Origin of the sequence: Ekhidna sp. (assembly GCF_965247405.1) — a bacterium.
Lineage (GTDB): Bacteria > Bacteroidota > Bacteroidia > Cytophagales > Cyclobacteriaceae > Ekhidna.
Genome location: NZ_OZ252014.1, coordinates 2,575,829 through 2,601,763 on the forward strand (window position 1 = coordinate 2,575,829; position 25,935 = coordinate 2,601,763).

Consider the following 25,935-nt stretch of genomic DNA (forward strand, 5'->3'; position numbering starts at 1 on the left):
TTTTTGCTTTTCATTTTGACCAAAAGAAACTTGAATTTTATGCATAAATACATTCTTCTATTTTTAGCTATTGCATTTGGCTGTAGTGAAAGTGCCAGAGAGAAAAACAGAAAAGACCTACTTCCCACAGCTCGGGGAGAGGCTGATGAAATCATTTTGGTCGTCGATTCTACTCAGTGGGCTGATACCTTAGGTCTGGGGGAAGAGCTTCGAAAAACCTTCATGGCACCTATGCTTGGACTTCCTCAGGATGAGTCATTATTTAATGTAAGCAAGGTAAATCCAAGAAGACTAAATTCAGTCCTGAAGTCAGCTAAGAATATGGTGTTTGTAATGACATTGGATAGCAAAACAGCTGATAGCCGTGTATTACAAAAGTTTTTTACGGATCAGTCTTTGAATCAGATAAAACGAGATACTTCCATTTTCATGCGAACGCAGAGAGACGTATTTGCAAAGGGGCAAACAGTGTTGTTCTTATTCTCTGCAACGGAAGATCAACTGGAGAAAAAAATAAGTTATAATCGATCACAAATTCGTGAGTTTTTTGAAGCGTCGGCCAGAGAGACGATAAAAGACAAGCTATTTAATAGTCCTAAAAAGCAGTTGTCTCAGCGAATAAAAGAGACGCACAATGTGGAACTCACAATCCCTTATGGCTGGGAAAAAGCACGTGATTTGAAAAATTTTGTGTGGATGAGAAAGATGGATGCGCAGACAGAACAGAGCATTTTCATCTATTATGAGCCTTATACGGATAGAGGGATTTTTAATGAAATCGGGGAATTCAGAGATAAAATCACCCAAAGAAATCTGTACGACGGGGAGAACCCGGATGTCCATATCAAGCGTCAGGATATTATTCCTGTTTTCACAGAGCGTGTAAATTTTAATGAGCATTTTGCTGTGGAAGCACGTGGGCTGTGGAAGATCAGTGACAATTCCCGGGGTGGCCCATTTGTGAGTTACACTATTGTGGACGAGGAGGAAGGCTTGGTATACTATATCGAAGGATACGTTGATTCCCCGGGAACCAGGAAAAAGAACCTGGTTCGTGAGTTAGAGGCCATCCTTTCCACCTTTAAAACCAAAGGTGATCTAACTCCGCAAGGAGATGCTTCTTAATTTTTTCGAATAATTGCTTATTCCTTTTTAGTTGGTGACCTTTGAAGATCGGAAAGTATGTCCGATCCAACTTTAACCAACTAAGAATGAGTACAACGAAGATTAGGCCTAAGGAGGCATTAGAATATCATTCAAATAAACCTGCTGGAAAAATAGAAGTGAACTCCACCAAGTCGGTGAGTTCGCAGCACGACCTGGCACTCGCCTATTCCCCTGGCGTGGCTGAACCATGCAAAAAAATTGCTGAAGATCCGGAGGATGTGTACAAATACACAGCGAAAGGGAATCTCGTGGGTGTAATCTCCAATGGGACCGCAGTACTTGGTCTGGGAAATATTGGTCCGGCAGCATCCAAGCCTGTAATGGAAGGTAAAGGCGTCTTATTTAAAAAATTTGCAGGTATTGATGTTTTTGATATCGAAATCAATGAAGAGGATCCGGATAAATTCATAGAGATCGTCAGATCACTGGAGCCAACTTTTGGTGGTATTAACCTGGAGGATATCAAAGCTCCGGAGAGCTTCAAAATTGAACAGACCCTCCGGGAGCAAATGAACATCCCAATCATGCACGATGATCAGCATGGTACCGCTATTATCTCCAGCGCTGCACTCCTCAATGCCCTGGAGGTAGTAGATAAGAAAATTGAAGATCTCAAAATTGTAGTAAGTGGAGCAGGTGCTGCAGCAATTGCTTGCACGGATCTCTATGTTTCACTGGGCGCTAAGAAGGAAAATATCCTTATGGCAGATAGTAAGGGAATCTTAAATGAGAGCAGAAAAGGGTTAGATAAAATTAAATCTAAATATGCGACCAAGCAGAAAGTAGACACATTGGAGGATGCGCTCAAAGGAGCTGATATGTTCCTGGGATTATCTATCGCTGATGTAGTTACACCAAAAATGCTGAAATCGATGGCTGATAATCCAATCGTATTCGCGCTGGCCAATCCCAACCCTGAAATAGCCTACGATCTAGCCATGAAAACACGTAAAGATGTATTAATGGCCACTGGCCGTTCCGACCACCCTAATCAGGTGAATAACGTACTCGGTTTTCCATATATCTTTCGAGGAGCGTTGGATGTGCGATCTACTGCCATCAATGAAGAGATGAAACTGGCGGCTGTGAAGGCCATTGCTGAGCTGGCCAAAGAACAGGTACCGGATATTGTCCTTAAGGCATATGGTCAATCCAGTATTAGGTTTGGAAGCGAGTATCTGATTCCAAAGCCAATGGATCCCCGACTGATCACAACCATTTCTCCAGCAGTGGCAAAGGCGGCAATGGATACCGGAGTAGCTCGGATCCAGATCAAGGATTGGAAGAAATATGAAGATGAGCTCCTTGAAAGAGTAGGGATTGATCAGCGAATGATTTCACGATTTGTGTACAGGGGGAGACAGAATCCGAAAAAAGTAGTTTTCGCTGAGGCTGACCATGTAAATATCCTGAAAGCTGCACAAATGACGTTGGATTCAGGAATAGGAACACCAATCCTGATGGGTAAGCAAAAAATTATAAAAGGCCTGATAGAAGAACACGAGCTCGAGGCGATCAAAGATTGTGATATCATTGACCCGAATGAACACCCGGAAAAAGTAGAGGCCTTTGCTACGGAGTACACGAAAATACGGCAAAGGAAGGGGATGACCATGCACCTTGCCCGCAAAGCCATGACAAGCCGGACATACTTTGGGATGATGATGGTGGAGAAAGGAGAAGCGGATGTGTTGATCTCCGGTCTTTCCAATGATTATCCAAAAACGGTGCTTCCGGCACTGCAGATTGTTGGCATGGAAGAAGGGGTGAACCGGGTGGCCGGTATGTACATCATGAATACGCCTCGGGGTAATTACTTCTTTGCAGATACTACAGTCAATATGAATCCATCCGCTGAAGAGCTTGTGGAAATCATAGGCTTAACTCATCGTGCGGTTCGATTTTTTGATCATGAGCCTAAAATGGCGGGTCTTTCCTTCTCAAACTTTGGATCTGCAAAAGGGCAGGTACCAGAGAAGATGGCAAAAGCAATTAAAATGGCTAAAGAAAAATGGCCGGATATGATCATCGATGGAGAACTTCAGGCCAATGTCGCTTTGAATCGAAACCTGAGAGATGAAATGTATCCGTTCAGTGATTTGAAAGGGCATAATGTAAACACATTAATTTTCCCGGACTTGCAGTCAGGAAACATCGCCTATAAAACGCTAATGGAAGTTGGTGGATCAGAGGTAATAGGTCCGATACTTTTGGGTATGAAGAAATCTGTGCAGGTACTCCAACTGGGTAGTTCAGTAAAAGAGATCTACAATATGGTAGCCATCGCTGTGGTTGATGCCGGGGTAGCAAACAGAGAAGGCCTATGATAACTTACTTGAAAGGGCGTCTGGCCTTTAAAGATCCAACGCACCTCGTGGTTGACGTTGGGGGAGTGGGCTATGAAGTAAAGATCAGTTTGAACACCTACTCTCAGGTGAAGGATAAGGAAGATATCCTTATTCAAACGTATCTGCATGTGAAAGAGGATTCCCACACCCTCTTTGGGTTTTACGAACAATCAGAGAAAAAACGATTCCTTGACTTACTGTCTATCAATGGCGTTGGACCAAGTACCGCATTGATGATTTTGTCATCCCTGGATGCAAAAGAATTACAGGCGGCCATTGTTCAGGAAGATGTCAAAACCATCCAGTCAGTCAAAGGAATAGGAGGCAAGACAGCTCAACGTATCATCCTGGAGCTGAAAGACAAAATGAAAAAAGAGGGGCTACTCGACAAATCTGTAGAAATTCAGCCTCGATTTGATAATACCCTGCGTTCTGAGGCGTTATCAGCCTTGACCACTTTGGGAATAAATAAGTCAGCAGCTGAAAAAACTGTCGATAAGATTTTGAAAGAATACGGAGAGGAGATTAAACTTGAAGAACTGATAAAGCACGCACTGAAGCGGTCATAACCTAATCTAATTACTAAGCGCCTTTTTTTGAGAGTAAATCTTCATATACGATTTCTTTTTGTGTTTCTGATTCTGGGCATAGGGTCTCAAGTGAGTGCAGGTTTCTTTCAGGAACAGGATAGCGTAAAAAGCGATACGGTAGGTCCTTATGAGCCCACTCAAAAGCCTACGTTTCAGCCTAGCTATCGATTTGGAGATCCATTTTCTTTCAGGAGCTCCAGGTCGCCACTTTTTCTAAGGGATCCGTCTCAGGTAGATATGCAGGTGCAGTTCAATCCGGATACCACTGCTGATGATGCTGGGGTTACATACTCGGTATACGAAAATATCGGCGCACTTGATTTTCGTCCTGCCTCTTTCATGACCTTCAATGAATTTAATCGTTACAACAATTCACAATTAAATAGAGAATATTTCAAAGAAAGATCCGCTGGATTGGATGGGGAAAGCGCAGTAAGCGGACGAAGTTTGATCCCACGCCTATATATCAGTCCTGTTTTCGACCGGATTTTCGGAGGCAGTTATGTAGATATTCAGCCTAATGGATTTGTAAACCTCGATTTTGGGGCACGCTTCCAGCGAATTGACAATCCTGCCATTCCTTTACGCCAGCAGCGAAACGGAGCGTTCAACTTTGATCAGCAGATCAGTATGAATGTAGTGGGTAAGGTTGGAGAAAAGCTGGAGATCACCGCCAACTTTGATAACAATAACACTTTCGATTTTCAGAATAACCTAAAGGTGATCTATACGGGGTATGAGGAGGAGATCATTAAAAAGATTGAGATCGGTAATGTGAGCATGCCGGTGACGAATTCTTTAATGACAGGAGCTCAATCCCTGTTTGGTATCAAAACAGAATTACAATTTGGAAAGCTCTATGTCACCACCATTCTGTCCCAGCAAAGAGGGAGAAATGAGACGTTGACCATCGAGAGTGGCTTTCAGGGAAGAGAGTTTGAAATCCAGGCGTCTGATTATGAGGAAAACCGGCATTTTTTCCTAGGGCACTTTTTCAGGAACAACTACGAGCAATGGCTTTCAGCTCTTCCGCAGATTACTTCCGGGGTGAATGTTACTCGAGCGGAGGTCTATGTACTGAACAGGAATAACGATACGCAGACTACTCGAAATATTGTGGGTTTTATGGACTTAGGAGAAGGCACAGTTGTGTATTCAGATGATATTGGAAATAGGCAAGGAGGACCCACAAGAAACCCTGCAAATGACCTATTTGCGAGTTTGACTGTACAATCTGCAGACGGGGTTGATTCTTATATCCAATCTACATTTCCATCTTTTGAAAATTCTACTGATTATGTAAAGGTGACTACTGCTCGAAAGCTAGATGATTCCGAGTATTCGATCAATCGAGAGCTGGGGTATGTCACACTTACCAGAAGTCTGGCAAGTGACGAAATTCTGGCGGTAGCATATGAATATACCTATAACGGCACAGCCTACAAGGTGGGAGAGTTAACAGAGGATTATCAAAGCAGAACAGATGATAAAGTAATATATCTGAAACTCTTACGCCCAAATAAGATCAACACTGAAGTTCCAACCTGGGACTTGATGATGAAGAACATTTACAACCTCAATGCTGCCCAAATCAGTCAGGAAGGGTTTCAATTAAGGATCATTTATCGAGACGACAACACTGGACAGGATAACCCTTCCCTTCATGAAGGCAGGAGGTTGAAAGACATACCCCTGGTGGAGGTATTCGACCTGGACAGGTTAAACCCTACTGGTGACCGTCAGCCGGATGGGAATTTTGATTTTATTGAGGGCATCACCATTGACCCGCAAAATGGAAACATCATCTTCCCGGTACTTGAGCCCTTTGGTCAAAACCTGGAAGAGCAATTTGATGATGATGAAGGGAGCCTGAAGGAAAAGTATGTATATGAAGAGCTGTATGCTGAACCAAAAGCGACAGCAGAGCTAAACGCTACCCAAAACAAGTTTGTGCTTTCAGGAATACTAACAGCGGGCTCATCCAGTGAAATCACACTGCCAGGGATAAATATTGCAGAGGGATCTGTGGTGGTGATGGCTGGAAACACCCCTTTGACAGAGGGTTTGGACTACACCGTGGATTATAACTTAGGTAGAGTAAGAATCCTAAATGAAGGAATTTTGAGTTCGGGGAAAACCCTTCAGGTTTCCTATGAAAAAGCAGACTTATTCAACTTTCAAACACGAACGCTTACCGGAGCTCGTTTTGATTATCGGTTCAATGATAATTTTAATATCGGAGCAACTGTTCTACACCTCAACGAAAGACCTGGGGGCATTTCCCGATTCGCAGTGGGTAATGAACCTACCAGCAATACCAAATATGGATTTGATATTAACTACCAGAATGAATCTCGTTTTTTGACGAAGATGGTGGATAAGCTACCGTTAATCAGCACGAAAGAGCCATCTACAATAACGATCAATGCAGAGTTTGCTCAGCTGATCCCTGGTACCAGCAACGTGGTGAATGGAGAAGGTACTTCATATATTGATGACTTTGAAAATGCGATTACCCCCATCAACATCATGGGGTGGCAGGCGTGGAAGCTCTCATCCACCCCCAGGGTTTTCCCTGAAGCACAGAGTGGAAACACCAACCTGAATTACAATTATAGGAAGGCAAAAATAGCCTGGTACACCGTCGATAATAGTATTTTCTATCGTGCAGGAGGAAATGCCAGACCTTCAAATATTTCAGACACTGACCTGGAAAATCATTATGAACGAGCCGTTCTTCCACAAGAGATTTTCCGTCAAAGGGATCAAACCTTGGTCAATTTCAATGAGCCCATTTTCGATGTGGCGTTTTTTCCAAATGAACGGGGGCAGTACAATTACAACCCGGCGACAAACTCAGACAATACTCTCCCGAATCCGGAACAAAACTGGGGAGGAATTACCCGGGCGATTACCAATGAAGTTAACTTCAATAAGACCAACATTGAATATCTGGAGTTTTGGTTGATGGATCCCTTCATTGATGGGGAGAGAGGTGTTGTGAAAGATGGACTGGTCAATAGTAACCCAAGGGAATCCGGTGGAGGGAAATTGTACTTCAACCTTGGAAGTGTTTCTGAGGACATAGCACCAGACGATAAGCATGCTTTTGAAAATGGCTTGCCAGTGGATGGAGAAATTGGTGCCGTCACTACCTGGGGGCAGATTACCGAAGATCAGTATTTGACAAACTTCTTTGAAAACTCTCCCGGTGCAAGAGATAATCAGGATGTTGGAATCGATGGATTAAAAGATGAAGATGAGGCGCTTGTTCTTCAGGAGAATGGCATCTCGCTAAACGTACAGGAGGACATCTCCGCTGATAACTTCCGGTACATTCTGGATAGCTTTTATGACCAGCAGGATGCCACAATTGTGCAACGGTATAAAAACTGGAATGGAATGGATGGAAACTCGCCAATAGCATCCGGAGGTGGTCAGTTTATTCCAGCCTCAACAACATTGCCGGACAATGAGGATATCAACCAGGACAACACCATTTCGGATCTTGAAGAATATTTTGAATATGAAATAGACCTGACCCCAAAAACAGGTGTCTCCAACCCGGAAGGTGGCAACCTGGAGTTGAATGATTATATCGTTGATCAGATTGAAAGTGGGAATGGTGAATCCAACTGGTACCTCTTCAGAATTCCAATTAAGAATGTAGGCACTCCAAGAGGCAATCCTTCTTTTGAAAATATCAAATATGTGAGAATGTACCTCACAGGGTGGCAGCAACCAGTTGTTTTGCGTTTTGCTCAAATGCGATTGGTTGGTAGTCAATGGAGAAAGTTTGATAGAGCACTAAATGAGCCCGGACTAGATGCGATACCAAATATTGAAACTTCCGATTTCTCTGTTTCTGTAGTAAGCATCGAGGACAACAGTACAACCACAACAGGGGGTGTCAGATATGTACTACCACCGGGAATAGATCGTGATATTGACAATACCACTACTCAGAATAGGAGAATCAATGAACAGTCTTTACAGGTATGTGTGGAGGATTTGGATGATAAAGACGCGCGTGCAGTTTATAAAAATGTGTCTTATGATCTGATCAACTATGGTAGGATGAAAATGTTCTTTCATGCTGAGGCATACGAAGATGACATGGTGCTCGATAATGAGGTCACAGCTTTTATGAGGCTCGGAACAGATTTTGATGAAAACTATTACGAAGTAGAGGTTCCGCTGGTAATCACGCCGGATAATATTACGGGAAACCTGGAGGATATCAGGCGTCAGGTCTGGCCCTTGGAAAATGAGATTGATATTTCCATCAAAGAACTATTAGGAATTAAATCTGAAAGAAATCGTGCTGATCTGGACGAAAACATTCCTTATTCCGTGCCATCCAACGATGGTAAATACACTTTCACGGTAAAGGGGCGTCCGGATATCAGTGCAGTTAAGGTGCTTATGATTGGAGTGAAAAATCCAGGGGATGAGTCTAATGCTCCTAAGTCTGTTTGTATATGGGCAAACGAGTTAAGAGTAACGGATTTTGACAGCAATGCGGGCTGGGCAGCTAATGCACGTGTGAGCACGAAGCTTGCCGATTTAGGGACGGTCTCAGCATCCACCCGATACACGTCCATTGGGTTTGGGAATATTCAGCAACGTATCTCCGAGCGGTCTCGTGCCGAAACCACCCAATACGATGTTTCAGCCAACCTGAATCTGGAAAAATTCATGCGTCCGGACAAGACCGGGCTGGTAGTGCCCATGTTTGTCAGCTATGAAAAAACCACGGTAACGCCACAATTTGATCCGTTAGATCCGGATGTGCCATTGGAAGCGTCACTGGAGGCCATTGATGATCCGTCGGAGCGAGAACGATATCGACGGATTGTACAAGACAGGACAACAAGAAGAAGTATCAACTTCACCAATGTTCGCAAGGAAAAGGTGAATCCTGATGCACGAAAGCGGGTCTATGATATTGAAAACTTTTCATTTAGCTACGCATACAGTGATCGGGTTTCCAGCAACGTCAACACCCAAACTTTACTCAATAAAACCGTGAGTGGCGGCATCAATTATAATTATTCTCCGGTAGCAGTTAGCGTAGAGCCATTTAGTGAATCGGAAAAACTCACCTCTCCTTACTTGGCATTAATCAAAGACTTCAATTTTTCGCCGCTCCCTACCAATTTCTCTTTTTCTACCAACCTAAGGAGAGACTTCCGCCTGACCCAATACTATAATGATGACCTCACTACCGACGGAGTAGACCCACTCTATGAACGAACGTTCACATTTGCGAGAAACTATAATTTAAGGTGGGACATCACTAAGGGGCTGGGACTTACCTATAGTGCCACGGCTAATGCAGTAATCGATGAACCGGAAGGGATTATTGAAGGAGATATTAATACGAGCAGCGAGCGCGAATACATCTGGGATCAGATTTTTTCACTTGGCAGAATGAAAAATTTCAATCAGAGCATCGCAGTGAATTATAAACTGCCACTGGATAAAATTCCATTCACTGACTGGTTGTCATCAGATGCGCGTTATTCAGTCGGGTATGGGTGGACTGCAGGGGCAATCGACCGAACCGAAACGGATGTAGGCAGAGATTTGGATAGTCTCTATTTTGGAAATTTCATCAACAACCAGCGAACTATGGGCCTGACCGCCAGAGTGGACATGAATACCCTTTATGATAAGGTAACTTTCCTCAAGAATGCCAACACTCCCCCAGGCAGAGGAGAGACCGTAAGTCCCGGCAACAAAGCACTTCAATTTTTTATGATGCTGAAGTCTATTAATGGAACTTATACCATTAATGAAAGCACATCATTGCCCGGTTTTAAGCCAAATGCATTCTTATTTGGTCTGGATAGTGGTTTCAATGCTCCGGGAATCGGATTCATCCTGGGGAGTCAAGATCCTGGGATCAAGCAAAAAGCTGCGAGAAACGACTGGCTCGTTCGCAATGAAAACCTGAATTCACCTTTCCAGCAATCTTTTGGAACGGATATCGATATTCAGGCAGATCTGGAGCCTTTGAACGACTTAAGGGTTCAGCTTACCTGGAATCGAGGATTGAATAATCAATACCAGGAAATTTTCAGATTCGATGGGGATGAGGGTGCGTTCCAGACTTTGACCCCATCTAGAAGTGGAAGCTATTCGGTTTCTTTTCTCTCCATCAAAACAGCCTTCCAGAAAGATGGGCCAGATAACGCATCTGATGCTTTCACTCAGTTTGAAAACAATTTGGCTATTGTGAGCAATAGACTTGACAGAGAAAACCCTAATATCGATTTATCTAACCCAAATGATACGGTGCGCTATGATCCTTTATCACAGGATGTGCTTATACCATCCTTTATAGCAGCATATTCAGGAAAGGATGTGAACAGTATGGATCTCACGCCATTTCCTAAAACTCCCCTCCCCAACTGGCGGGTGGATTATGCAGGACTGGTGAATATTCCAGCAATCTCCGATTTGTTTTCTTCTTTTACGATTTCTCATGGTTACAATTCCACTTACAGTGTTTCTAGCTTCACCAACTCACTGAACTATGGAGAGGATGTCATTGGACTGCAAAATGACATTTTAGACTACCCTTTTGCAGCAGATACCAGTGGAAGGCTTGTCCCGGTTTACATCATCAATCAGGTGATGATATCGGAGCAGTTTGTACCGCTGATCGGTTTCAATGTGCGTACGAAAAATAATATTTCTACCCGACTGGAATTCAGAAAAAGTAGAAACCTGTCACTGAATATGTCGAATGCTCAGGTGACGGAGACCACTAATAATGATGTAACCATTGATATAGGATATTCTAAAGTTGGATTTAAACTCCCATGGAGATGGCAGGGTAGAACACTTACTTTGGAGAATGACCTAACCATGCGGGTAGCCGCATCAGTACGTGACAGCAAGACGGTGCAACGTAAAATAAATGAGCGAGCCACTATTACCAATGGTAACCTTACCTGGCAGGTTCGCCCTACGATTACCTATAAAATCAACAACCAGCTGGACTTTACATTCTACATGGAGCGGAATGTGACAGACCCGAAAGTTTTGAGTTCATATAAGCGAGCCACCACTGCTTTTGGAATTCAGCTAAGATTTGGTCTTGCACAGTAGGGCAGTTCATTTCAAAACCTTATTTTTGACGCCCGTTATAAAATTCAAGAAGCAGATGAACATTCCTTCAGATTTACATTATACCAAAGATCACGAATGGGTGAAAATTGACGGTGACATTGCGACCGTTGGTGTTACAGATTTCGCTCAGGGTGAGTTGGGAGATATTGTTTACGTAGAAATTGAAACCGAAGGCGAATCGCTGGAAGCCGGCGATGTTTTTGGAACAGTAGAAGCCGTAAAGACCGTATCAGACTTATTTATGCCTGTTTCGGGCGAAGTTTTAGAGATCAACGGTGAGTTAGAGTCGAACCCGGAACTTGTGAATTCAGATCCTTATGGAGAGGGATGGATGATCAAGATCAAAATTTCTGACAAGGGTGATCACCTGATTTCTGCCGAAGATTATAAGGCAGAAGTAGGGGGTTAGGAAATTTTGGAATGTTTTTTGTTTGATATAAGTAAATACCACCGTCCTTTTGGTATATAAATAATGAAGGGCATATATTTGATGTTCAACTTCACAAAAGAAGGAATATGGAACCTAAAAAGAATCCGAAAATAGACCTTTCCAGACAGTCAGGAATGTTCCTGAATATTGGAATGGCTGCAAGTTTATTGCTCGTGATAGTGGCTTTCGAATGGAGGACCTATGACGACTCAGGCCTAATGGACCTGGGAAATGTTCAAGATGATTTTGAAGATATCATCGACATTCCACCAACGGAGCAACCACCTCCACCACCACCGAAAGTTCAAGTACCAGAGATCATCGAGGTTCCTGATGAGGAAGAAATCGAGGAAGAGATCGAAGTTGAGCTTGACGTTGAGGTTACTGAGGAGACAGTGGTTGAGGAAATTGTATTCGAAGAAGCTCCTGAAGAGGAGAATGTAGATGAGATTTTCACCATTGTGGAAGAGTCCGCATCATTCCCTGGGGGAATCACCGCTTTCTATGAGTACCTGAAGAAGGAACTGAAGTACCCAAGACAGGCGCAACGAATGGGAATCGAAGGACGAGTATTCGTGCAGTTTGTTGTGGAGAAGAACGGTGAGCTTACCGATATCCATGTGGTAAAAGGAATCGGTGCAGGATGTGATGAAGAGGCCGTGAGAGTACTTAAGAATTCTCCTCGATGGAAGCCGGGTAAGCAGCGTGGTAAGCCTGTTCGCCAGAAAATGATTCAAAACATTCTATTCAAGTTTGCGAACTAAGAATAACGAATAAAATAAAACAGAAAGCCTCTTGATCATCAAGAGGCTTTTTTTATGTCAGTGATATAAAGGAACCCATTAAACTCACCACTCAGCTTCTTCCAGTTCTTGTTTTTTCTTTTCGTATGATCGAGAGAATGCTATGAACTCATCATAAGATAATAGCTTGGATAGTTTCTCTACAGCATGATCTGCATATTCTATCAGATTCCAATCAAGGGCAAAGAGTGCATATGCTTTCAAGAGAGGGACACTATATGGATTAATCTCTGTAGCGTCAACTAGTAACTCATATGCGCCTGAGGCACCACGGTTTTTGAGTTCCTCAACCACAGCCAGTACCTGTGCTTCGTGGAAAGCATTCATTCTTCCTAAAGCTATAATAGTAGAGTCACTCATGCTCTTTAATTCTGAGATAGCCTGTTTTTGGGGAGCAGGAGCCTCGTAACTCTCCAGCTTTGAAAGTACTTGATTTGCCCGGTCAGTAAGCTCTGGATTTCTTTTTAGTCTTTGGAGTAGAATGGTAGGAATTTCGTCTTTTCGTCCCATTCTGGCCATCACTTCCATTTTCCCAAATATTGATTCTGTGTGCTTTACCTCAATAGCCTGGTCGAAAAACTCCATTGATAGCTGATAAGCCTGCTGATCAAGTGCAAGCTTTCCAAGCGCATCGAGGTATTCTCCCTTGTAGTATTGATGTGCGTTGGCCTGCAGAAAATCCAGTATCATGAAAGCTTCATTTACTTTACCCTTGTTGTATAAATGGATCGCCAAAGCTTTTCTTAGCCTGGAGTTGTAAGTGCCATCCGATGCGCTTTTTAGTTCTTTTCTTGCTAGCTGTTCTACCGAATCATGATCAAAGAGAAAAGAGGCATTTAGCAGGTACGCCTGCCTGTGAAGATGCTCTGCCTGATTGATCCCTTCGTACTGAAAATCCAGTGATGTTTGATCGGTTTGCGTGGTAAGTACATTGCTCCTGACGCCAAAATTGCCTTCTTCATAATCTTGATCAATGGCAGACGAATCTACTAATTCTAATCTCTTGAAGATATTCCATTTATTCACTAAGGGAGCGTCGTTCCATTTGTTAGAGGGTGATGCTTCCTGGAAATATTTTAACGCCTGCTCATAATTTTCTTTTTGCATGTGAGCAATGCCAAGATTATTTCTCATTTCTCCACTTCCATGTTTTCTCAATGCTTCCTCATAAATGGCCTGCACTTTATTTGGATTCACTTCCAAATCCAGGTTTCCATAATTGACCCAGGCATACGGTGAAGGGTATCGCTGAGTAGCACTATGAAAATAAGTCTTTGCCGGAAACTCGGCACCCCTGTCCAACTCATACCATCCCAGATTATAATTGGCCATATGCGTGTTGTAGCCTAGGTAGCTGGCTTGCAGTGTATACTCTCTTGCCAGGAGGATATTCTCTTCTGTTTTTGATTTTTGGGCGAGATAATTATAATACCCAGATTTAAGTAAATTATACGGTTCCTGATTTGCCAGGAAATAGAATGCCAGTACTGCGAATATCCCACCAAGGCGAGCACTTGTGTAAGGAAAATTCCGTTCCTTGTAGGCGATCTTATGAACTTCAAAGCCTTTGATCAGCGGGTCAACAAAGTTCCCTATGATATAAAAGAAAAATAAGGTTCCGAACCCAATATGGAAATACAAAATGAAATAATGGAAGGCCTGGTATACGGCATCATTTCCCCTTATCATTTGATGAGTGAGAAACAGAAATGTAATAATCCCTAAACTCAATGTTAAACTGAGTAGTGTTTGATTATCCACGTGTTTGGATAAAAAGCCACTTTTTTTTCTAATGCTCCAAAGCGCTACCAAACTGGAAATAGCCAATAGAATAAATGGGTCGAAGAAGAAAAAACTATTTTCGAATAGCCCGGATTTATTTAGATAATAGAGAATCAGGTTGCCAAGATATATCAGCGAAAGAATCACAAAGTGTAGATGATTGCTTTTGCCTCCTTTTCCGGATGTGACCACATAAAGAATACCAAAAATGATTTCTTCTGAAATGATGAAGAGAAATATTAGTCCACAAACGGTATATCCAAAAAGAGAATGAGCAATTAGGTGATCTGTAAACAATTCCATCTGGTTAACACCAAAAAAAATAACGACACTTAGTGCGATCATTATTCCAATTCGCGCGATAAATGGGGTTGATTTTTTGTATTCATGAAAAATCACAAGTGGTGTGATCAGCAGGGTAAAAGGGAGAAGAATGACCATCCTGCTGTGAATGCCAAAAAGCCCAACCTCAAAAAGATTAAGCCGGTTAAGAAACAGCGCGAAGAGGGCAGCTGCCACGAAAAATGCATATCTCTTTAAATAAGTTGAGGCTGCCATCGCCAGGCATAATCCCATCCACATAATGCCCATGAGTGCCTGATCGCTAGTAATGTCTCGCTTAATCTCACTGCCTGAGTAGTTTTCACTAAGCAAATACTTTTCACCTTTTATTTCATAGGTCATCAGGTCAGTTTCGAGCGTCCATGCAGGAAACTCAATGACTTCTCCTGTAGTAGTGACTTCCCAATCGATGGAAAGACTATAGCCAGCCTGGTAGCTCCACAACATGGCAATCACACAGCAAACAAAGAGTCCTGTGATAATTTTTTTTAAAGATACGCTCACTATTGATTGATCACTTTTGGCACCCTGAAATAATTAGAATCATGTTTAGGTGCGTTTTTAAACACTTTATCTGTCGTTAAATGATGTTTTACGGAATCTTCTCTGTATCGGTCTATTTCGAAGGACATGCCGGTTAGAGGTTCTACATTTTCTGTGTCCACCTCTTTGAGTTTATCCACCCAATCCACCATTTTTTGTAGGTCATGCACCATTTCAGCTTCTTTGGTTTCATCAAAGTGTAGTCTGGCTAGGTGGGCAGTTTTTCTTACTATCTCTTTCGTGATTTTCATGGAAGATCAAATTTAAGCTTCATTCTTGTATTTGATAAGCTCGGTTTGAATCACACGAAAAACCTCTTCCCTTAGTTGCTTCACGTGCTGATCAGTGTCTCCGTTAGGCCAAATGGGTTCATGGTATATAATTCTACATTGCTTTCTTCTGATGTTAAATAAATCATCATCAGGAAGTATTCGGTAGTTGTCAGGTAGAGTGACAGGGATAATCGGAAGATTGTTTTCTGCGGCTAGCTTAAACGCTCCATCCTTAAAGTCCACCATATTAGGATAATGTTCTAAGCGAATACCCCCTTCTGGAAAGAAACCTAAATTAAACCCATCAGTTATGGCCTCACGAGCCTTAACCAGACTTCTTGCGCGGCTTCTATAGCTTGATCGGTTTACGGTGATGTGAAGTGCCCGGTACATATATCCAAAAATTGGGATCCTGGCCAGCGAACTCTTACCCACAAACTTGAAAGATTGCGGAAACAAGCCAAGTATCGGGATGTCCAGATAAGAGAAATGGTTGGCGCAAAGGATGTATTGCTGTTTCTTGTCGAGCTTGAATCTCCAGTCCTTTCGAACAGGGATAAATGCCATTTTCAAAAAACACCAGGCCCAGACACAGTTAATTTTCAGAGCAGTCTTATGAATGGATTTGATAGGCACCATTATAAGTAATGGAATAATAAGCAGGGCAAAGAAAAAGACCATTGAGAGGATGGCCCAGAAAGAATACAAACGTCTTAAAATCATACTGCCGGTTAGGTGCCTAATGAGCCACTAAATTAGTCGCAAAATCCAGTCGGTAGAAAAAAAAGGATGACTCTGTAATTTTTTGATACTTTCGTGCACTAATGATCATAAAACCGAAATCACTGTGAGCTTATTAAAAGTAGAAAATGTAAGTAAATCTTATAGCGAGCATCAGGCCTTGTCTGATGTGACCATGGAAATACCGGAGAAAACCATTTTTGGTCTACTAGGCCCCAATGGTGCGGGAAAAACAACACTTATTCGCATCATCAACCAAATCATTGAAGCCGATCAGGGAGCGATCCTGTTTGATGGGAAACCTCTTAACCAAGAGCACATTAGGCAGATTGGCTACCTACCTGAAGAGCGCGGGTTGTATAAGAAGATGAAAGTGGGTGAACAGCTGGTTTATCTTGGTCAGCTTAGGGGACTATCCCTAAAAGAATCTTCTAAAAGAGGAAAAGCCTGGTGCCAAAAGTTGGATATTTTGGACTGGTGGGGCAAAAAAGTTGAAGATCTCTCAAAAGGGATGGCTCAAAAAATTCAATTTATTGCTACAGTCATGCATGAGCCGAAGCTGATCATTCTGGATGAGCCTTTTTCCGGTTTTGATCCGGTGAACGCGAACCTGATTAAAGATGAGATTTTGGATTTACGTGAAAAAGGAGCAACCATTATTTTCTCCACACACCGAATGGAGTCTGTAGAGCAGTTGTGTGATCACGTGGCGATGATCAATAAATCAGAAAAAATCCTGGATGGATCCAAGGTTGAGATCAAAGAGCAATTCCGTGATGGAACCTATTATGTAGAGTACAAAGAAGGCAAGATCACTAATGGAAATGGTTATGAGGTAATGAATACGGAAGAAATTGGACGTGGATTGAAACGTTCACTTATTCAATACTCTGCCGAGGGCAATCCTAATGAACTTTTGAAAGCATTAATCGGTCAGGTGGAAATTCACTCTTTTGTAGAGCGCATTCCAAGCATGAATGATATTTTCATCTCTTTGGTAAAAGGAAATCCTGAATTAGTAGAAGCCTAAAATCACCAAAAAATCACTAGAAATGAATAAGATATTATTAGTAATACAGCGCGAGTTTATGAGCAGGGTAAAGAAGAAGTCCTTCCTGCTTGCTACGATACTGGTTCCATTGTTGTTTCCGGCAATCATGGGGGGCATGATTTATCTGGCTATTGAAAATGAAAAAAATAAAGAGCTTGAAGTAGTTCAGGTATTAGATGTTAGCGGATTGTTGAACTTTGAAGATAATGATAGGTATGCTTACAAATCTGTAGAAGGACCACTGGATTCAGCAAAAAATAGATTCAGCAAATCAGAAGATTTTGCGCTGATTTATATTCCTGATATTGACATAGATGATCCTGAGGGAGTGCTTTTCTATGCTAAGACCAGTCCGGGTGTAAATCTTGTTAACCGGTTTGAAAAAAATATCGAAGCGCAGATTAGGGACATAAAGCTGACACGTTCCGGACTCACTGAAGATCAGTTGGATCAGTTGAAAACCTATGTAAGCATTGATTCATTTAATATCACCGAAACCGGGGATGAAAAGAAAAGTGATGCCGGTTTTACTTTTGGTATTGGGTATGTAATGGGATTTTTGATTTACATCTTCCTTTTCGTTTACGGTACGCAGGTGATGCAAAGTGTAATCGAGGAAAAGAATAGCAAGATCGTAGAGGTGATCGTATCTACCGTTCGTCCATTCCACATGATGATTGGAAAAGTGGTGGGGGTGGCCTCAGTAGGGGTCTTCCAGTTTCTTATCTGGATGATTCTTATGAGTGTGATTTCTTTCGCTGGAATGGCTGCATTTGGATTGAGCATGGATCCTGCTGAAACGGCCCAGATGATGCAACAAGCAGGCAATGAGACTTCTGCTGTACAGGCCAATGAAAAAGTACAAGAAATCATGACGATCATTCGAGACATTCCAATCACTCAGATTGTATTGTTATTTGTCTTTTATTTCTTAGGCGGATATCTATTATTCGGGGCACTTTTTGCGGCAGTGGGATCAGCTGTAGACACCCCTGCAGATGCACAGCAGTTTATGATGCCTATTATATCACCAATCATCGTTGCTTTAATGGGATTATTCATGTTTGTATTTAATGATCCTCATGGGAGTATCAGTTTTTGGCTTTCCATCATTCCATTCACATCACCAATTGTAATGATGGGAAGAATTGGTTTTGGTGTACCAGCTTGGGAAATAGCCTTAAGTATGGTGTTGCTGGTTGGAGGCTTTCTTTTTACACTTTGGTTGGCGGGCAGAATCTATCGAATTGGTATTCTCATGCATGGTACCAAGGTGAATTACAAGGTGCTTGCCAGGTGGTTCATGCAGAAGAATTAAAATAGATCTCAGATTCCTCGTTATTTTTAATCCTGACGAAAGCTTTACTTTGTCGGGATTAAACCCAGACATCTCTTGGTTTCGTCTGTGGTTAAACATAGGAGTCCAGATTGAGCAAGAAATTTAAAGAAGCAAAAGGCATTACATTAGCCCCTCTACGTCCACACTTAAAGTGGATTGTGGTGGGGTTTGCTTTTTTTATCAGTTTAGGCTCCATATGGTATACAAACAATCTCGTAGAGCAAATACGTGAACGCGAACAGCGTCAGATAGAGATTTATGCAAGCTCCCTCGAGTTTTTGGCGACTGCAAGTGACAATTTTCTGATGATTTTTGATGAAATCGTGTCAGCCAATCATACGGTTCCTGTTATTCTAACAGACATAAGTGGTGCTCCTGAATTTCATAGAAATCTTCCTAAAGCGGACAGGCTGATGGGTGAGGAGAAAAGCGAATACCTAAATCTGGAGATAGGAAGGATGCGTGAAGAACGTGAGCCTATCGAGGTGACCCTGACAGATGATGCAGGAAATGTGTATGGGACTAAATTCATTTATTACAAGAATTCTTTCCTGCTCAGCCAACTCACGTATTATCCATACATTCAGCTTTCCATTATTGCGCTGTTCGGGGTGATCACCTTTTTAATTTTGAATTATTTGAGAAAGGTAGAACAAGATCATGTCTGGGTAGGATTAGCAAAGGAAACAGCCCATCAACTGGGCACGCCGCTTTCCTCATTGATGGCCTGGTCTGAATATTTTAAAGATCTATACCCCGAGCAAAAAGAAGCCCTACTTGAATTTGATAAGGATGTAGATCGATTAAAAGTTATAACAGACCGATTTTCGAGCATAGGAAGTGAACCGCAGTTGGCCAAGTTCAACATTGTGGATACCATTGATGAAATCGTTATTTATCTTCAAAAGCGTCTTTCCACGAAAATTCAAATGACTGTCTCAGCCTTTCCTGGGCGAGATATTGAGGCCAGGATTCATCAATCTCTTTTTGCCTGGGTTATCGAAAATTTATGCAAGAATGCAGCCGATGCGATGGAAGGTAAAGGCTCCATTCACATTAGTGTTCTGCGTGCCAATGAAGGCAGAATAGCAGTGGATGTGAAAGATACCGGCAAGGGAATTCCTAAAAAGAAGATCGTTAATGTATTTCGCCCGGGATATACCACCAAAAAAAGAGGGTGGGGATTAGGGTTGACGCTTGCTAAGCGGATAATTGAGCAATATCATCAGGGAAAAATTTTTGTAAAACACTCTGAAATCAATAAGGGAACTACTTTCCGAATTTACCTGAATGGATGAAGTGAAAATCCCTTTTTCCTTATGGTTTTTTCCCTTAATTTCGCACCAAATTTCAAACAACCCCATTAATATAACCACAAGAAATAATGGCAAATACAGGTAAAGTAACCCAGGTTATTGGTCCGGTAGTGGACGTAAGCTTTAGCGCTGAAGGATCAAAACTTCCAAACATCATGGACGCACTGAAAGTGACTCGTCCGGACGGCACAGAGGTAATTTTGGAAGTGCAGCAGCACTTGGGCGAAGAAGCGGTGCGAACCATCGCGATGGAAGGAACTGATGGACTGAAGAGAGGAACGGAGGTAGTTGACCTTGGTGCTCCTATCAAAATGCCTACAGGAGATGCAATCAGAGGACGACTTTTCAACGTTGTTGGTGACGCCATCGATGGAATGGAAGAAGTAGACAACTCAAATGGTCTTCCTATCCACAGACAGGCTCCTCCATTCGAGGATCTTTCTACTTCCACTGAGGTACTTTTCACAGGTATTAAAGTAATTGACCTGATCGAGCCTTACGCAAAAGGTGGTAAGATTGGATTGTTTGGTGGTGCGGGTGTTGGTAAAACCGTATTGATCCAGGAACTAATTAATAACATCGCAAAAGGACACGGTGGTTTGTCAGTATTTGCTGGTGTAGGAGAAAGAACAAGAGAAGGAAATGACCTTCTTCGTGAGATGATTGAAGCTGGAATCGTGGATTACGGTGAAGATTTCAAAGAATCAATGGAAGCAGGAGGATGGGACCTGTCTAAAGTAAATAAAGAAAAACTTAAAGACTCTAAAGCAACCTTCGTATTTGGTCAGATGAATGAGCCACCGGGTGCGAGAGCACGGGTAGCACTTTCCGGACTGACAGTTGCCGAGCACTTCCGTGATGGAGACGGTGAAGGAAAAGGAAAAGACATTCTTTTCTTCGTTGATAATATTTTCCGATTTACTCAGGCGGGATCTGAGGTATCGGCACTTCTTGGTCGTATGCCATCGGCGGTAGGTTACCAGCCAACGCTTGCAACTGAGATGGGTCTGATGCAGGAACGAATTACTTCAACAAAACGAGGATCGATTACTTCCGTACAGGCCGTTTACGTACCTGCGGATGACTTGACTGACCCAGCGCCAGCGACTACATTCTCTCACTTGGATGCTACAACTGTACTTTCAAGAAAGATCGCTGAGCTTGGTATCTATCCAGCGGTAGATCCATTGGATTCGACTTCTCGAATCTTGAGCGCGGACATTTTGGGCAATGAGCACTACGATTGTGCGCAGCGAGTGAAAGAGATTCTTCAGCGATACAAAGAGCTTCAGGATATTATTGCCATTCTTGGTATGGATGAACTTTCTGATGAAGATAAGGAAGTGGTACACAGAGCAAGAAGGGTACAACGATTCCTTTCTCAGCCGTTCCACGTAGCAGAGCAGTTTACAGGTCTTCAGGGAGTACTTGTAGATATTAAGGATACCATCAAAGGATTCAACATGATCATGGATGGTGAGTTGGATCATCTACCAGAGGCTGCTTTCAACCTTGTAGGTACGATTGAGCAGGCGATTGAGAAAGGTGAGAAACTAATGGCTGAAGCGAACGCTTAATCGCAACGCTACAGGAAAATCTAATTAAATATGTTTCTAGAGATAGTAACACCAGACGAGAAAGTATTTGAGGGAGAAGTTGTTAGTGCTTCTTTTCCTGGTAGCGATGGTTCATTTCAGATATTGAACAACCACGCAGCAATGGTTTCTACGTTAGGTAAAGGCGACATTCGCTACAAACCTGAGAAGAAAGAAGAGGTTCATATCCTGGTAGAGGGAGGAGTTGTAGAGGTAATGAATAACAAAGTGAATGTTTTGGTAGAAAAGATATTCGCTGAACAATAAATACTGAAAATCTTAATTAGAAAGCCATCTGGAGTAATCCGGATGGCTTTTTTTGTTTTTATACACAGTAATATTGGTCTGTTAATTTTACTCAGACAACCAATTCCCACTTATTCTCATTCTACTACCAAACGCTGACGCTTGAACACCGAACACCTAATAAAAGAAAGTAGATCTGGAGATCGTAGTGCGCAACACTTGCTTTATCAACAGTTAAGTGCTCCGATGATGGGGGTTTGCATTCGGTATATGAAGAACCAGCAAGATGCTGAGGATGTGCTGCTAGAGGGATTTTATAAAGTATTTAAGAATCTGGAGAAGCTAAATTATGAAAATGAAAATGCTTTTTTCGGGTGGGTCAAACGGATCATGATCAATGAAGCTTTGATGAAGCTTCGGAAGAATAAGGAAATTCAGATCATGTCGATCAACGAAGACGTAGATAAGGAGATAGATATTTCTCCGCTGAAGAGTCTGGAAACTGCTGATCTGCTAAAAATAATTCGATCGATTCCCGTGGGTTACCGAACGGTATTTAACCTCTATGAGATAGAGGGGTATTCCCATCAGGAAATTGCTGACCAACTCAAAATTTCAACTGGAACATCTAAATCTCAGCTTTTTAAAGCAAAAAAGCTTCTAAGGGAAATGTTACAATCAAAAAACGAAGGTTATGGCTCATAATGAATTATCTGAGAAACTGGATCAACTCTCCTCTCACGAATTGGGAGTTGAATTTGATGATGTAGCGACCTGGTCCAGGCTGGAAAAGCGACTGGATGAACGCAGACCTTACGCCATTTGGTGGGTAGCAGCCGCTTGTCTCATTTTGGGTCTTGCTTACATTCTTAGCCCCACATTAGAGCAGTCAGAGAGGCAAGTTCTCTCAGATCAGTCAATAGCAGCAGATTCTAAAGAGGATGTTGAAACACCAGCAATTATTGAGGAGCAAGTAAGTCCGTCAGTTGCTGTCGATGAGGAGTTTGACTATCCGGATGCGAAACCATTAAGGAAGAAAGGCATAGCTCCTTTGCAAGTGGCAAGCTTGCCATCCATGAATTTATCACTGGAACCAGTTGTGGTCCCTGTCAAACATGAAAACAAAAAGTCGCTGTTTGCGGCAGAAGATATTTCAGCGATCCGGGCAAGTCTCGAGCAGCCCACAGTTGAAAAAGGAAGATCAATAACCATTAGAGCTCAATGGCAAAAATCTACCGATGAATTAAATGTCAATTATCAAGCATTAAAAATTAAGCTCTATGAAAAGAATAAATAAATTGAAATTAGCAATAGGTGCGATTTTACTTTGCACGTCATCAATAACTTATTCCCAACAATTAAATTTCGGGCAGTCACCTAAAGAGTCAAAATTCCCTGACACTTTAACCATCGTAACTGATGCTAACAAGAAACTGACCTTTGCTTTTAATCAAATGAGTCACGATAAAGAATACTTATCAAATGAATTGTGGGGATCAATTCTAAGCGTAATGGAGACATCATTAGACAAGTCAATACACGATGATGGTGTTGCGGTTATTTATTCAAAACATAAAAATGAAGATGCCGCTGAAGCCAGAATTGCAGTCACGCCCTTTGAGACTCAATCTGATTTATTTGTCATTGGGAAAGAAGGAATGTATGAGCAATTTTCAGATCGCATAGATTTTAGGATTTATTTGGATAAAATCTCTATTTCCTTCTTTGTGGACGATATTTCTGAGCTGGATCATATTAAAAATCAAAATATAGAAAGCCTTTGGTCTGAAATAGAATCCAATAAGGAAGAATTCAAGTACAGAAGATCACAATATCAGGCTGAGGGTATATCTAAGTACGGAGACTTTAAAATAGATAAAATAAGTACAGATAATCCGGTAGATTTTTTGGAGTTGAGTATCGGAGTAGGATTAGGATATTATGCAGATCGATTTGTGCCTGACATTAGTTATGATGTGTCATTTAGATTTCATAATCGTTTTGGTAAACCATCAACCAAATTCGGACTTCTTTACACGCAGCATTACTTCGTTTCCAGGAATGAGGAGAGCGAATTCAATATCGATTTAAATGGTTTTTTGTCGGGTTATTTCGCAATTAATACTACCACTGAAAAGGAGTACGGAATTGGATTTGGTTACCTGATCAACCAGAACGGAGATTTTTATAAAGGAGATACATTTAAATTAACCGTTTACAATAGAAAATCATCCAAAACAAGCCTTACTCCGGAGATTGTTTTTACCGACGGTTTCAAGAAGGCATTTCCGGCCCTTCGCTTTGGTTTAACCTTCTGAGAATACCGCAAAAAGGGGATGTTGTCAAAGATTCGAATCAGCTATTTTTAGCGGATGAAACGATTCATCCGAGATACCATCCTCTGTTCAGCTTTTATTTTTGGGATCATGGGGGCGTTTGCGTCCCTTACATTCCTTAATGTTTTTGATGCCTTCGATCCGATTGGCGAAATGTTTGCTGACTTTGAGCTAACAGATATTGTATTCTCACAGCTTCAGGAAGATCCCATTGCCGATGACCGCATTGTGATGGTTAATATCGGTTACTTGCCGAGAGAAGCAATCGCACGCCAGATCGAGATTATCAATAAGTATGAGCCAAAAGTCATCGGGTTGGATGTGTTACTGGATATTCCTAAAGAGTGGGAGCAGGATAGTGCTCTAGTGCGAGTGCTTTCAGAGACTCCTAATATTGTACTTGGCGAGAAATTGATCAATTATAATCCTGAAGCAGGTCATTTTGATACGACGATCAAGCCGCAAGAGCATATTACAAATGTGACTGAATTGGGCTATGTCAATCTCATTACCAATGCACGCGTGCAGGAAGATCTGAAAATGTGCAGGGAGTTTCCCCCCTCTGAAATTGTAGCTGGAGAAACCCGATACGCTTTTCCTGTTCGTCTGGCCTATGCATACGATTCTGCCAGCACTCAAGAATTTGTAGATCGAGATAATGATGTAGAAGTAATTAACTATAAAGGCAATATCATGAGCTTTTCAGCCGCTCAGTACGGCATGAAATACTTTGCACTGGATGTCAATGATGTTTTCGAGGAGAACTTTACCGCTGATCTCTTTAAGGACAAGATTGTGATCATGTGTTTCATGGGGGAATACCTGGGAGATACCGAGACAGTAGAGGATTTCTATTTTACCCCAATGAATGAAAACTATGTTGGAAAAGCCAAAAATGACATGTTCGGAGGTGTGGTTCATGCCAATATTATCTCACAGATTCTGGATGATGACCCCATTGATCAGATGTCCGAAAATGCTCAGATAGCTTTAGCTATCTTTTTCTGTTTGTTTAATGTGTTCCTTTTTAAAATCATTTATGGAGCCATGCCAAAATGGTATGATGGAATCACTAAAATCTTTCAATTAATAGAAGTTGCTGGACTTGCGACGTTAATGATCTATTTGCTATTGGTTTTTAACTATAAAGCTGATTTTACTCTGGCAATGATTGTTATTGCACTATCGGGTGATTCGCTGGAAGTATATCACGGGGTAGTTAAAAATCTGTTTTCTAAGGAACGAAGAAGAGAAGTATTTAAGGTCAATCGGCGGTTTTGGGAAGAGAGATAGACGAGACAGGGATTTCCAGATCACCTAAATCTAACATGGCATTGATGAGACTGACCTTTTCAAAGGTATCTATATCCTTTATTAATATTTCTTCTTCTTTTATTCTCGCTTCGTTCAAAAGTTGTTGTCTTCGCACACCATTTAATAGATAATTATTTGGAGTGAGCCAATCGGTTCCGTTCCAGAAGGTCACATTGAAATAGGAGCCATCGGTGATTTTTCCATCAATGGCTATGATGATATCATCAGCATTGGATTGCTTGACTAGATTATTAATAGGGGCACGCTCAGCATATTTCATGGAATAGTCAAATGGTTTGGAATTGACCACTTCCAGAGAGTCTATTTTTCTCGGCAAATATTCAGAATACTCTAAATCATATTCTGCATCTTCAATATCCAGATCATAAACCAATCGAACTTTATAGATGCCATCAAGCTGAATGTTTGGGAGAATATGTTCTAAATCATGTGATTCAATTGAAGGTGCAAAACGTTCAAAAGCATAATCAACCCTTGCCTGATGCAACGGCAGGTTAATGTACTTTCCATCTCTCATTTGAATACTTTCAATGAACTGCATGTTTTTCATCTTAGCTTA

At 41.8% G+C, this 25,935-nt stretch carries 19 protein-coding genes; 15 read left to right on the forward strand and 4 right to left on the reverse strand.

What is annotated here, in order from left to right:
- The first annotated feature begins 39 nt into the window (after window positions 1-39).
- The 6 genes from ACP14Y_RS11730 to ACP14Y_RS11755 all read left to right on the forward strand — a co-directional run bounded on the left by ACP14Y_RS11730 (window position 40) and on the right by ACP14Y_RS11755 (window position 12,439).
- A complete protein-coding gene (locus tag ACP14Y_RS11730) occupies window positions 40-1,125 on the forward strand; it encodes a DUF4837 family protein (protein ID WP_424963151.1) in 1,086 nt (361 codons plus the stop codon).
- A gap of 86 nt (window positions 1,126-1,211) precedes the next feature.
- Window positions 1,212-3,494 (forward strand): NADP-dependent malic enzyme, encoded by a 2,283-nt coding sequence (locus ACP14Y_RS11735; protein ID WP_424963152.1) that lies wholly within the window; start codon window positions 1,212-1,214, stop codon window positions 3,492-3,494.
- On the forward strand, window positions 3,491-4,084 hold the full coding sequence (ruvA, locus tag ACP14Y_RS11740) for a Holliday junction branch migration protein RuvA (protein ID WP_424963153.1): 594 nt from the start codon (window positions 3,491-3,493) through the stop codon (window positions 4,082-4,084). Before ACP14Y_RS11735 ends, ruvA begins: the two co-directional genes overlap by 4 nt.
- 27 nt (window positions 4,085-4,111) lie before the next feature.
- Window positions 4,112-11,224: a cell surface protein SprA gene (gene sprA, locus ACP14Y_RS11745; protein WP_424963154.1), complete on the forward strand. Its 7,113-nt coding sequence runs from the start codon at window positions 4,112-4,114 to the stop codon at window positions 11,222-11,224.
- Between the two features lie 55 nt (window positions 11,225-11,279).
- Window positions 11,280-11,654 carry a glycine cleavage system protein GcvH gene (gene gcvH, locus ACP14Y_RS11750; protein ID WP_349565147.1) on the forward strand — a complete coding sequence of 125 codons (375 nt, stop codon included), beginning with the start codon at window positions 11,280-11,282 and terminating at the stop codon, window positions 11,652-11,654.
- A gap of 107 nt (window positions 11,655-11,761) precedes the next feature.
- On the forward strand, window positions 11,762-12,439 hold the full coding sequence (locus ACP14Y_RS11755; RefSeq protein WP_424963155.1) for an energy transducer TonB: 678 nt from the start codon (window positions 11,762-11,764) through the stop codon (window positions 12,437-12,439).
- 84 nt (window positions 12,440-12,523) lie between these two features.
- Here the strand turns inward: ACP14Y_RS11755 and ACP14Y_RS11760 are convergent, their stop codons facing one another.
- The 3 genes from ACP14Y_RS11760 to ACP14Y_RS11770 are packed head-to-tail and all read right to left on the reverse strand — an operon-like array spanning window position 12,524 to window position 16,140.
- A complete protein-coding gene (locus tag ACP14Y_RS11760) occupies window positions 12,524-15,106 on the reverse strand; it encodes a tetratricopeptide repeat protein (RefSeq protein ID WP_424963156.1) in 2,583 nt (860 codons plus the stop codon).
- Window positions 15,106-15,396, reverse strand: coding sequence for an Asp-tRNA(Asn)/Glu-tRNA(Gln) amidotransferase subunit GatC (gene gatC / locus ACP14Y_RS11765; protein ID WP_424963157.1), 291 nt, complete (start codon window positions 15,394-15,396; stop codon window positions 15,106-15,108). The genes ACP14Y_RS11760 and gatC overlap by 1 nt, the downstream gene beginning before the upstream one ends.
- A 12-nt stretch (window positions 15,397-15,408) precedes the next feature.
- Entirely contained in the window at window positions 15,409-16,140 is a 732-nt protein-coding gene (locus ACP14Y_RS11770; RefSeq protein ID WP_424963158.1) for a lysophospholipid acyltransferase family protein, read from the reverse strand.
- A 124-nt stretch (window positions 16,141-16,264) separates the two neighbouring features.
- Here ACP14Y_RS11770 and ACP14Y_RS11775 point away from each other — a divergent pair, with 124 nt between their 5' ends.
- The 9 genes from ACP14Y_RS11775 (at window position 16,265) to ACP14Y_RS11815 (ending at window position 25,334) form a co-directional block, all read left to right on the forward strand.
- Complete coding sequence (locus tag ACP14Y_RS11775; RefSeq protein WP_424963159.1) at window positions 16,265-17,188, forward strand: ABC transporter ATP-binding protein; 924 nt, start codon at window positions 16,265-16,267, stop codon at window positions 17,186-17,188.
- A 22-nt stretch (window positions 17,189-17,210) separates the two neighbouring features.
- Window positions 17,211-18,527, forward strand: a complete 1,317-nt coding sequence (locus ACP14Y_RS11780; RefSeq protein ID WP_424963160.1) for an ABC transporter permease — start codon at window positions 17,211-17,213, stop codon at window positions 18,525-18,527.
- A 110-nt stretch (window positions 18,528-18,637) separates the two neighbouring features.
- Complete coding sequence (locus ACP14Y_RS11785) at window positions 18,638-19,846, forward strand: sensor histidine kinase (RefSeq protein WP_424963161.1); 1,209 nt, start codon at window positions 18,638-18,640, stop codon at window positions 19,844-19,846.
- Between the two features lie 86 nt (window positions 19,847-19,932).
- Entirely contained in the window at window positions 19,933-21,441 is a 1,509-nt protein-coding gene (atpD, locus tag ACP14Y_RS11790) for a F0F1 ATP synthase subunit beta (RefSeq protein WP_424963162.1), read from the forward strand.
- Between the two features lie 30 nt (window positions 21,442-21,471).
- A complete protein-coding gene (atpC, locus tag ACP14Y_RS11795; RefSeq protein ID WP_424963163.1) occupies window positions 21,472-21,726 on the forward strand; it encodes an ATP synthase F1 subunit epsilon in 255 nt (84 codons plus the stop codon).
- A gap of 141 nt (window positions 21,727-21,867) precedes the next feature.
- Window positions 21,868-22,410, forward strand: coding sequence for an RNA polymerase sigma factor (locus tag ACP14Y_RS11800; RefSeq protein ID WP_424963164.1), 543 nt, complete (start codon window positions 21,868-21,870; stop codon window positions 22,408-22,410).
- A complete protein-coding gene (locus ACP14Y_RS11805) occupies window positions 22,400-23,002 on the forward strand; it encodes a hypothetical protein (RefSeq protein ID WP_424963165.1) in 603 nt (200 codons plus the stop codon). Before ACP14Y_RS11800 ends, ACP14Y_RS11805 begins: the two co-directional genes overlap by 11 nt.
- 214 nt (window positions 23,003-23,216) lie before the next feature.
- Window positions 23,217-24,023, forward strand: coding sequence for a hypothetical protein (locus ACP14Y_RS11810; RefSeq protein ID WP_424963166.1), 807 nt, complete (start codon window positions 23,217-23,219; stop codon window positions 24,021-24,023).
- 54 nt (window positions 24,024-24,077) lie between these two features.
- Window positions 24,078-25,334 carry a CHASE2 domain-containing protein gene (locus tag ACP14Y_RS11815; protein ID WP_424963167.1) on the forward strand — a complete coding sequence of 419 codons (1,257 nt, stop codon included), beginning with the start codon at window positions 24,078-24,080 and terminating at the stop codon, window positions 25,332-25,334.
- Here ACP14Y_RS11815 and ACP14Y_RS11820 read toward each other — a convergent pair.
- Complete coding sequence (locus ACP14Y_RS11820) at window positions 25,306-25,917, reverse strand: aminotransferase class IV (protein WP_424963168.1); 612 nt, start codon at window positions 25,915-25,917, stop codon at window positions 25,306-25,308. The genes ACP14Y_RS11815 and ACP14Y_RS11820 overlap by 29 nt on opposite strands.
- Between the last annotated feature and the right edge of the window lie 18 nt (window positions 25,918-25,935).

Bases quoted from the DNA above. Each gene is read 5' to 3' on its own strand.
- gcvH (WP_349565147.1), top strand. From the start codon at position 11,280: ATGAACATTCCTTCAGATTTACATTATACCAAAGATCACGAATGGGTG.
- ACP14Y_RS11780 (WP_424963160.1), top strand. From the start codon at position 17,211: ATGAATAAGATATTATTAGTAATACAGCGCGAGTTTATGAGCAGGGTA.
- ACP14Y_RS11735 (WP_424963152.1), top strand. From the start codon at position 1,212: ATGAGTACAACGAAGATTAGGCCTAAGGAGGCATTAGAATATCATTCA.
- ACP14Y_RS11805 (WP_424963165.1), top strand. From the start codon at position 22,400: ATGGCTCATAATGAATTATCTGAGAAACTGGATCAACTCTCCTCTCAC.
- ACP14Y_RS11730 (WP_424963151.1), top strand. From the start codon at position 40: ATGCATAAATACATTCTTCTATTTTTAGCTATTGCATTTGGCTGTAGT.
- ruvA (WP_424963153.1), top strand. From the start codon at position 3,491: ATGATAACTTACTTGAAAGGGCGTCTGGCCTTTAAAGATCCAACGCAC.
- ACP14Y_RS11755 (WP_424963155.1), top strand. From the start codon at position 11,762: ATGGAACCTAAAAAGAATCCGAAAATAGACCTTTCCAGACAGTCAGGA.
- atpC (WP_424963163.1), top strand. From the start codon at position 21,472: ATGTTTCTAGAGATAGTAACACCAGACGAGAAAGTATTTGAGGGAGAA.
- ACP14Y_RS11815 (WP_424963167.1), top strand. From the start codon at position 24,078: ATGAAACGATTCATCCGAGATACCATCCTCTGTTCAGCTTTTATTTTT.
- ACP14Y_RS11810 (WP_424963166.1), top strand. From the start codon at position 23,217: ATGGAGACATCATTAGACAAGTCAATACACGATGATGGTGTTGCGGTT.
- ACP14Y_RS11770 (WP_424963158.1), bottom strand. From the start codon at position 16,140: ATGATTTTAAGACGTTTGTATTCTTTCTGGGCCATCCTCTCAATGGTC.
- ACP14Y_RS11820 (WP_424963168.1), bottom strand. From the start codon at position 25,917: ATGCAGTTCATTGAAAGTATTCAAATGAGAGATGGAAAGTACATTAAC.
- atpD (WP_424963162.1), top strand. From the start codon at position 19,933: ATGGCAAATACAGGTAAAGTAACCCAGGTTATTGGTCCGGTAGTGGAC.
- gatC (WP_424963157.1), bottom strand. From the start codon at position 15,396: ATGAAAATCACGAAAGAGATAGTAAGAAAAACTGCCCACCTAGCCAGA.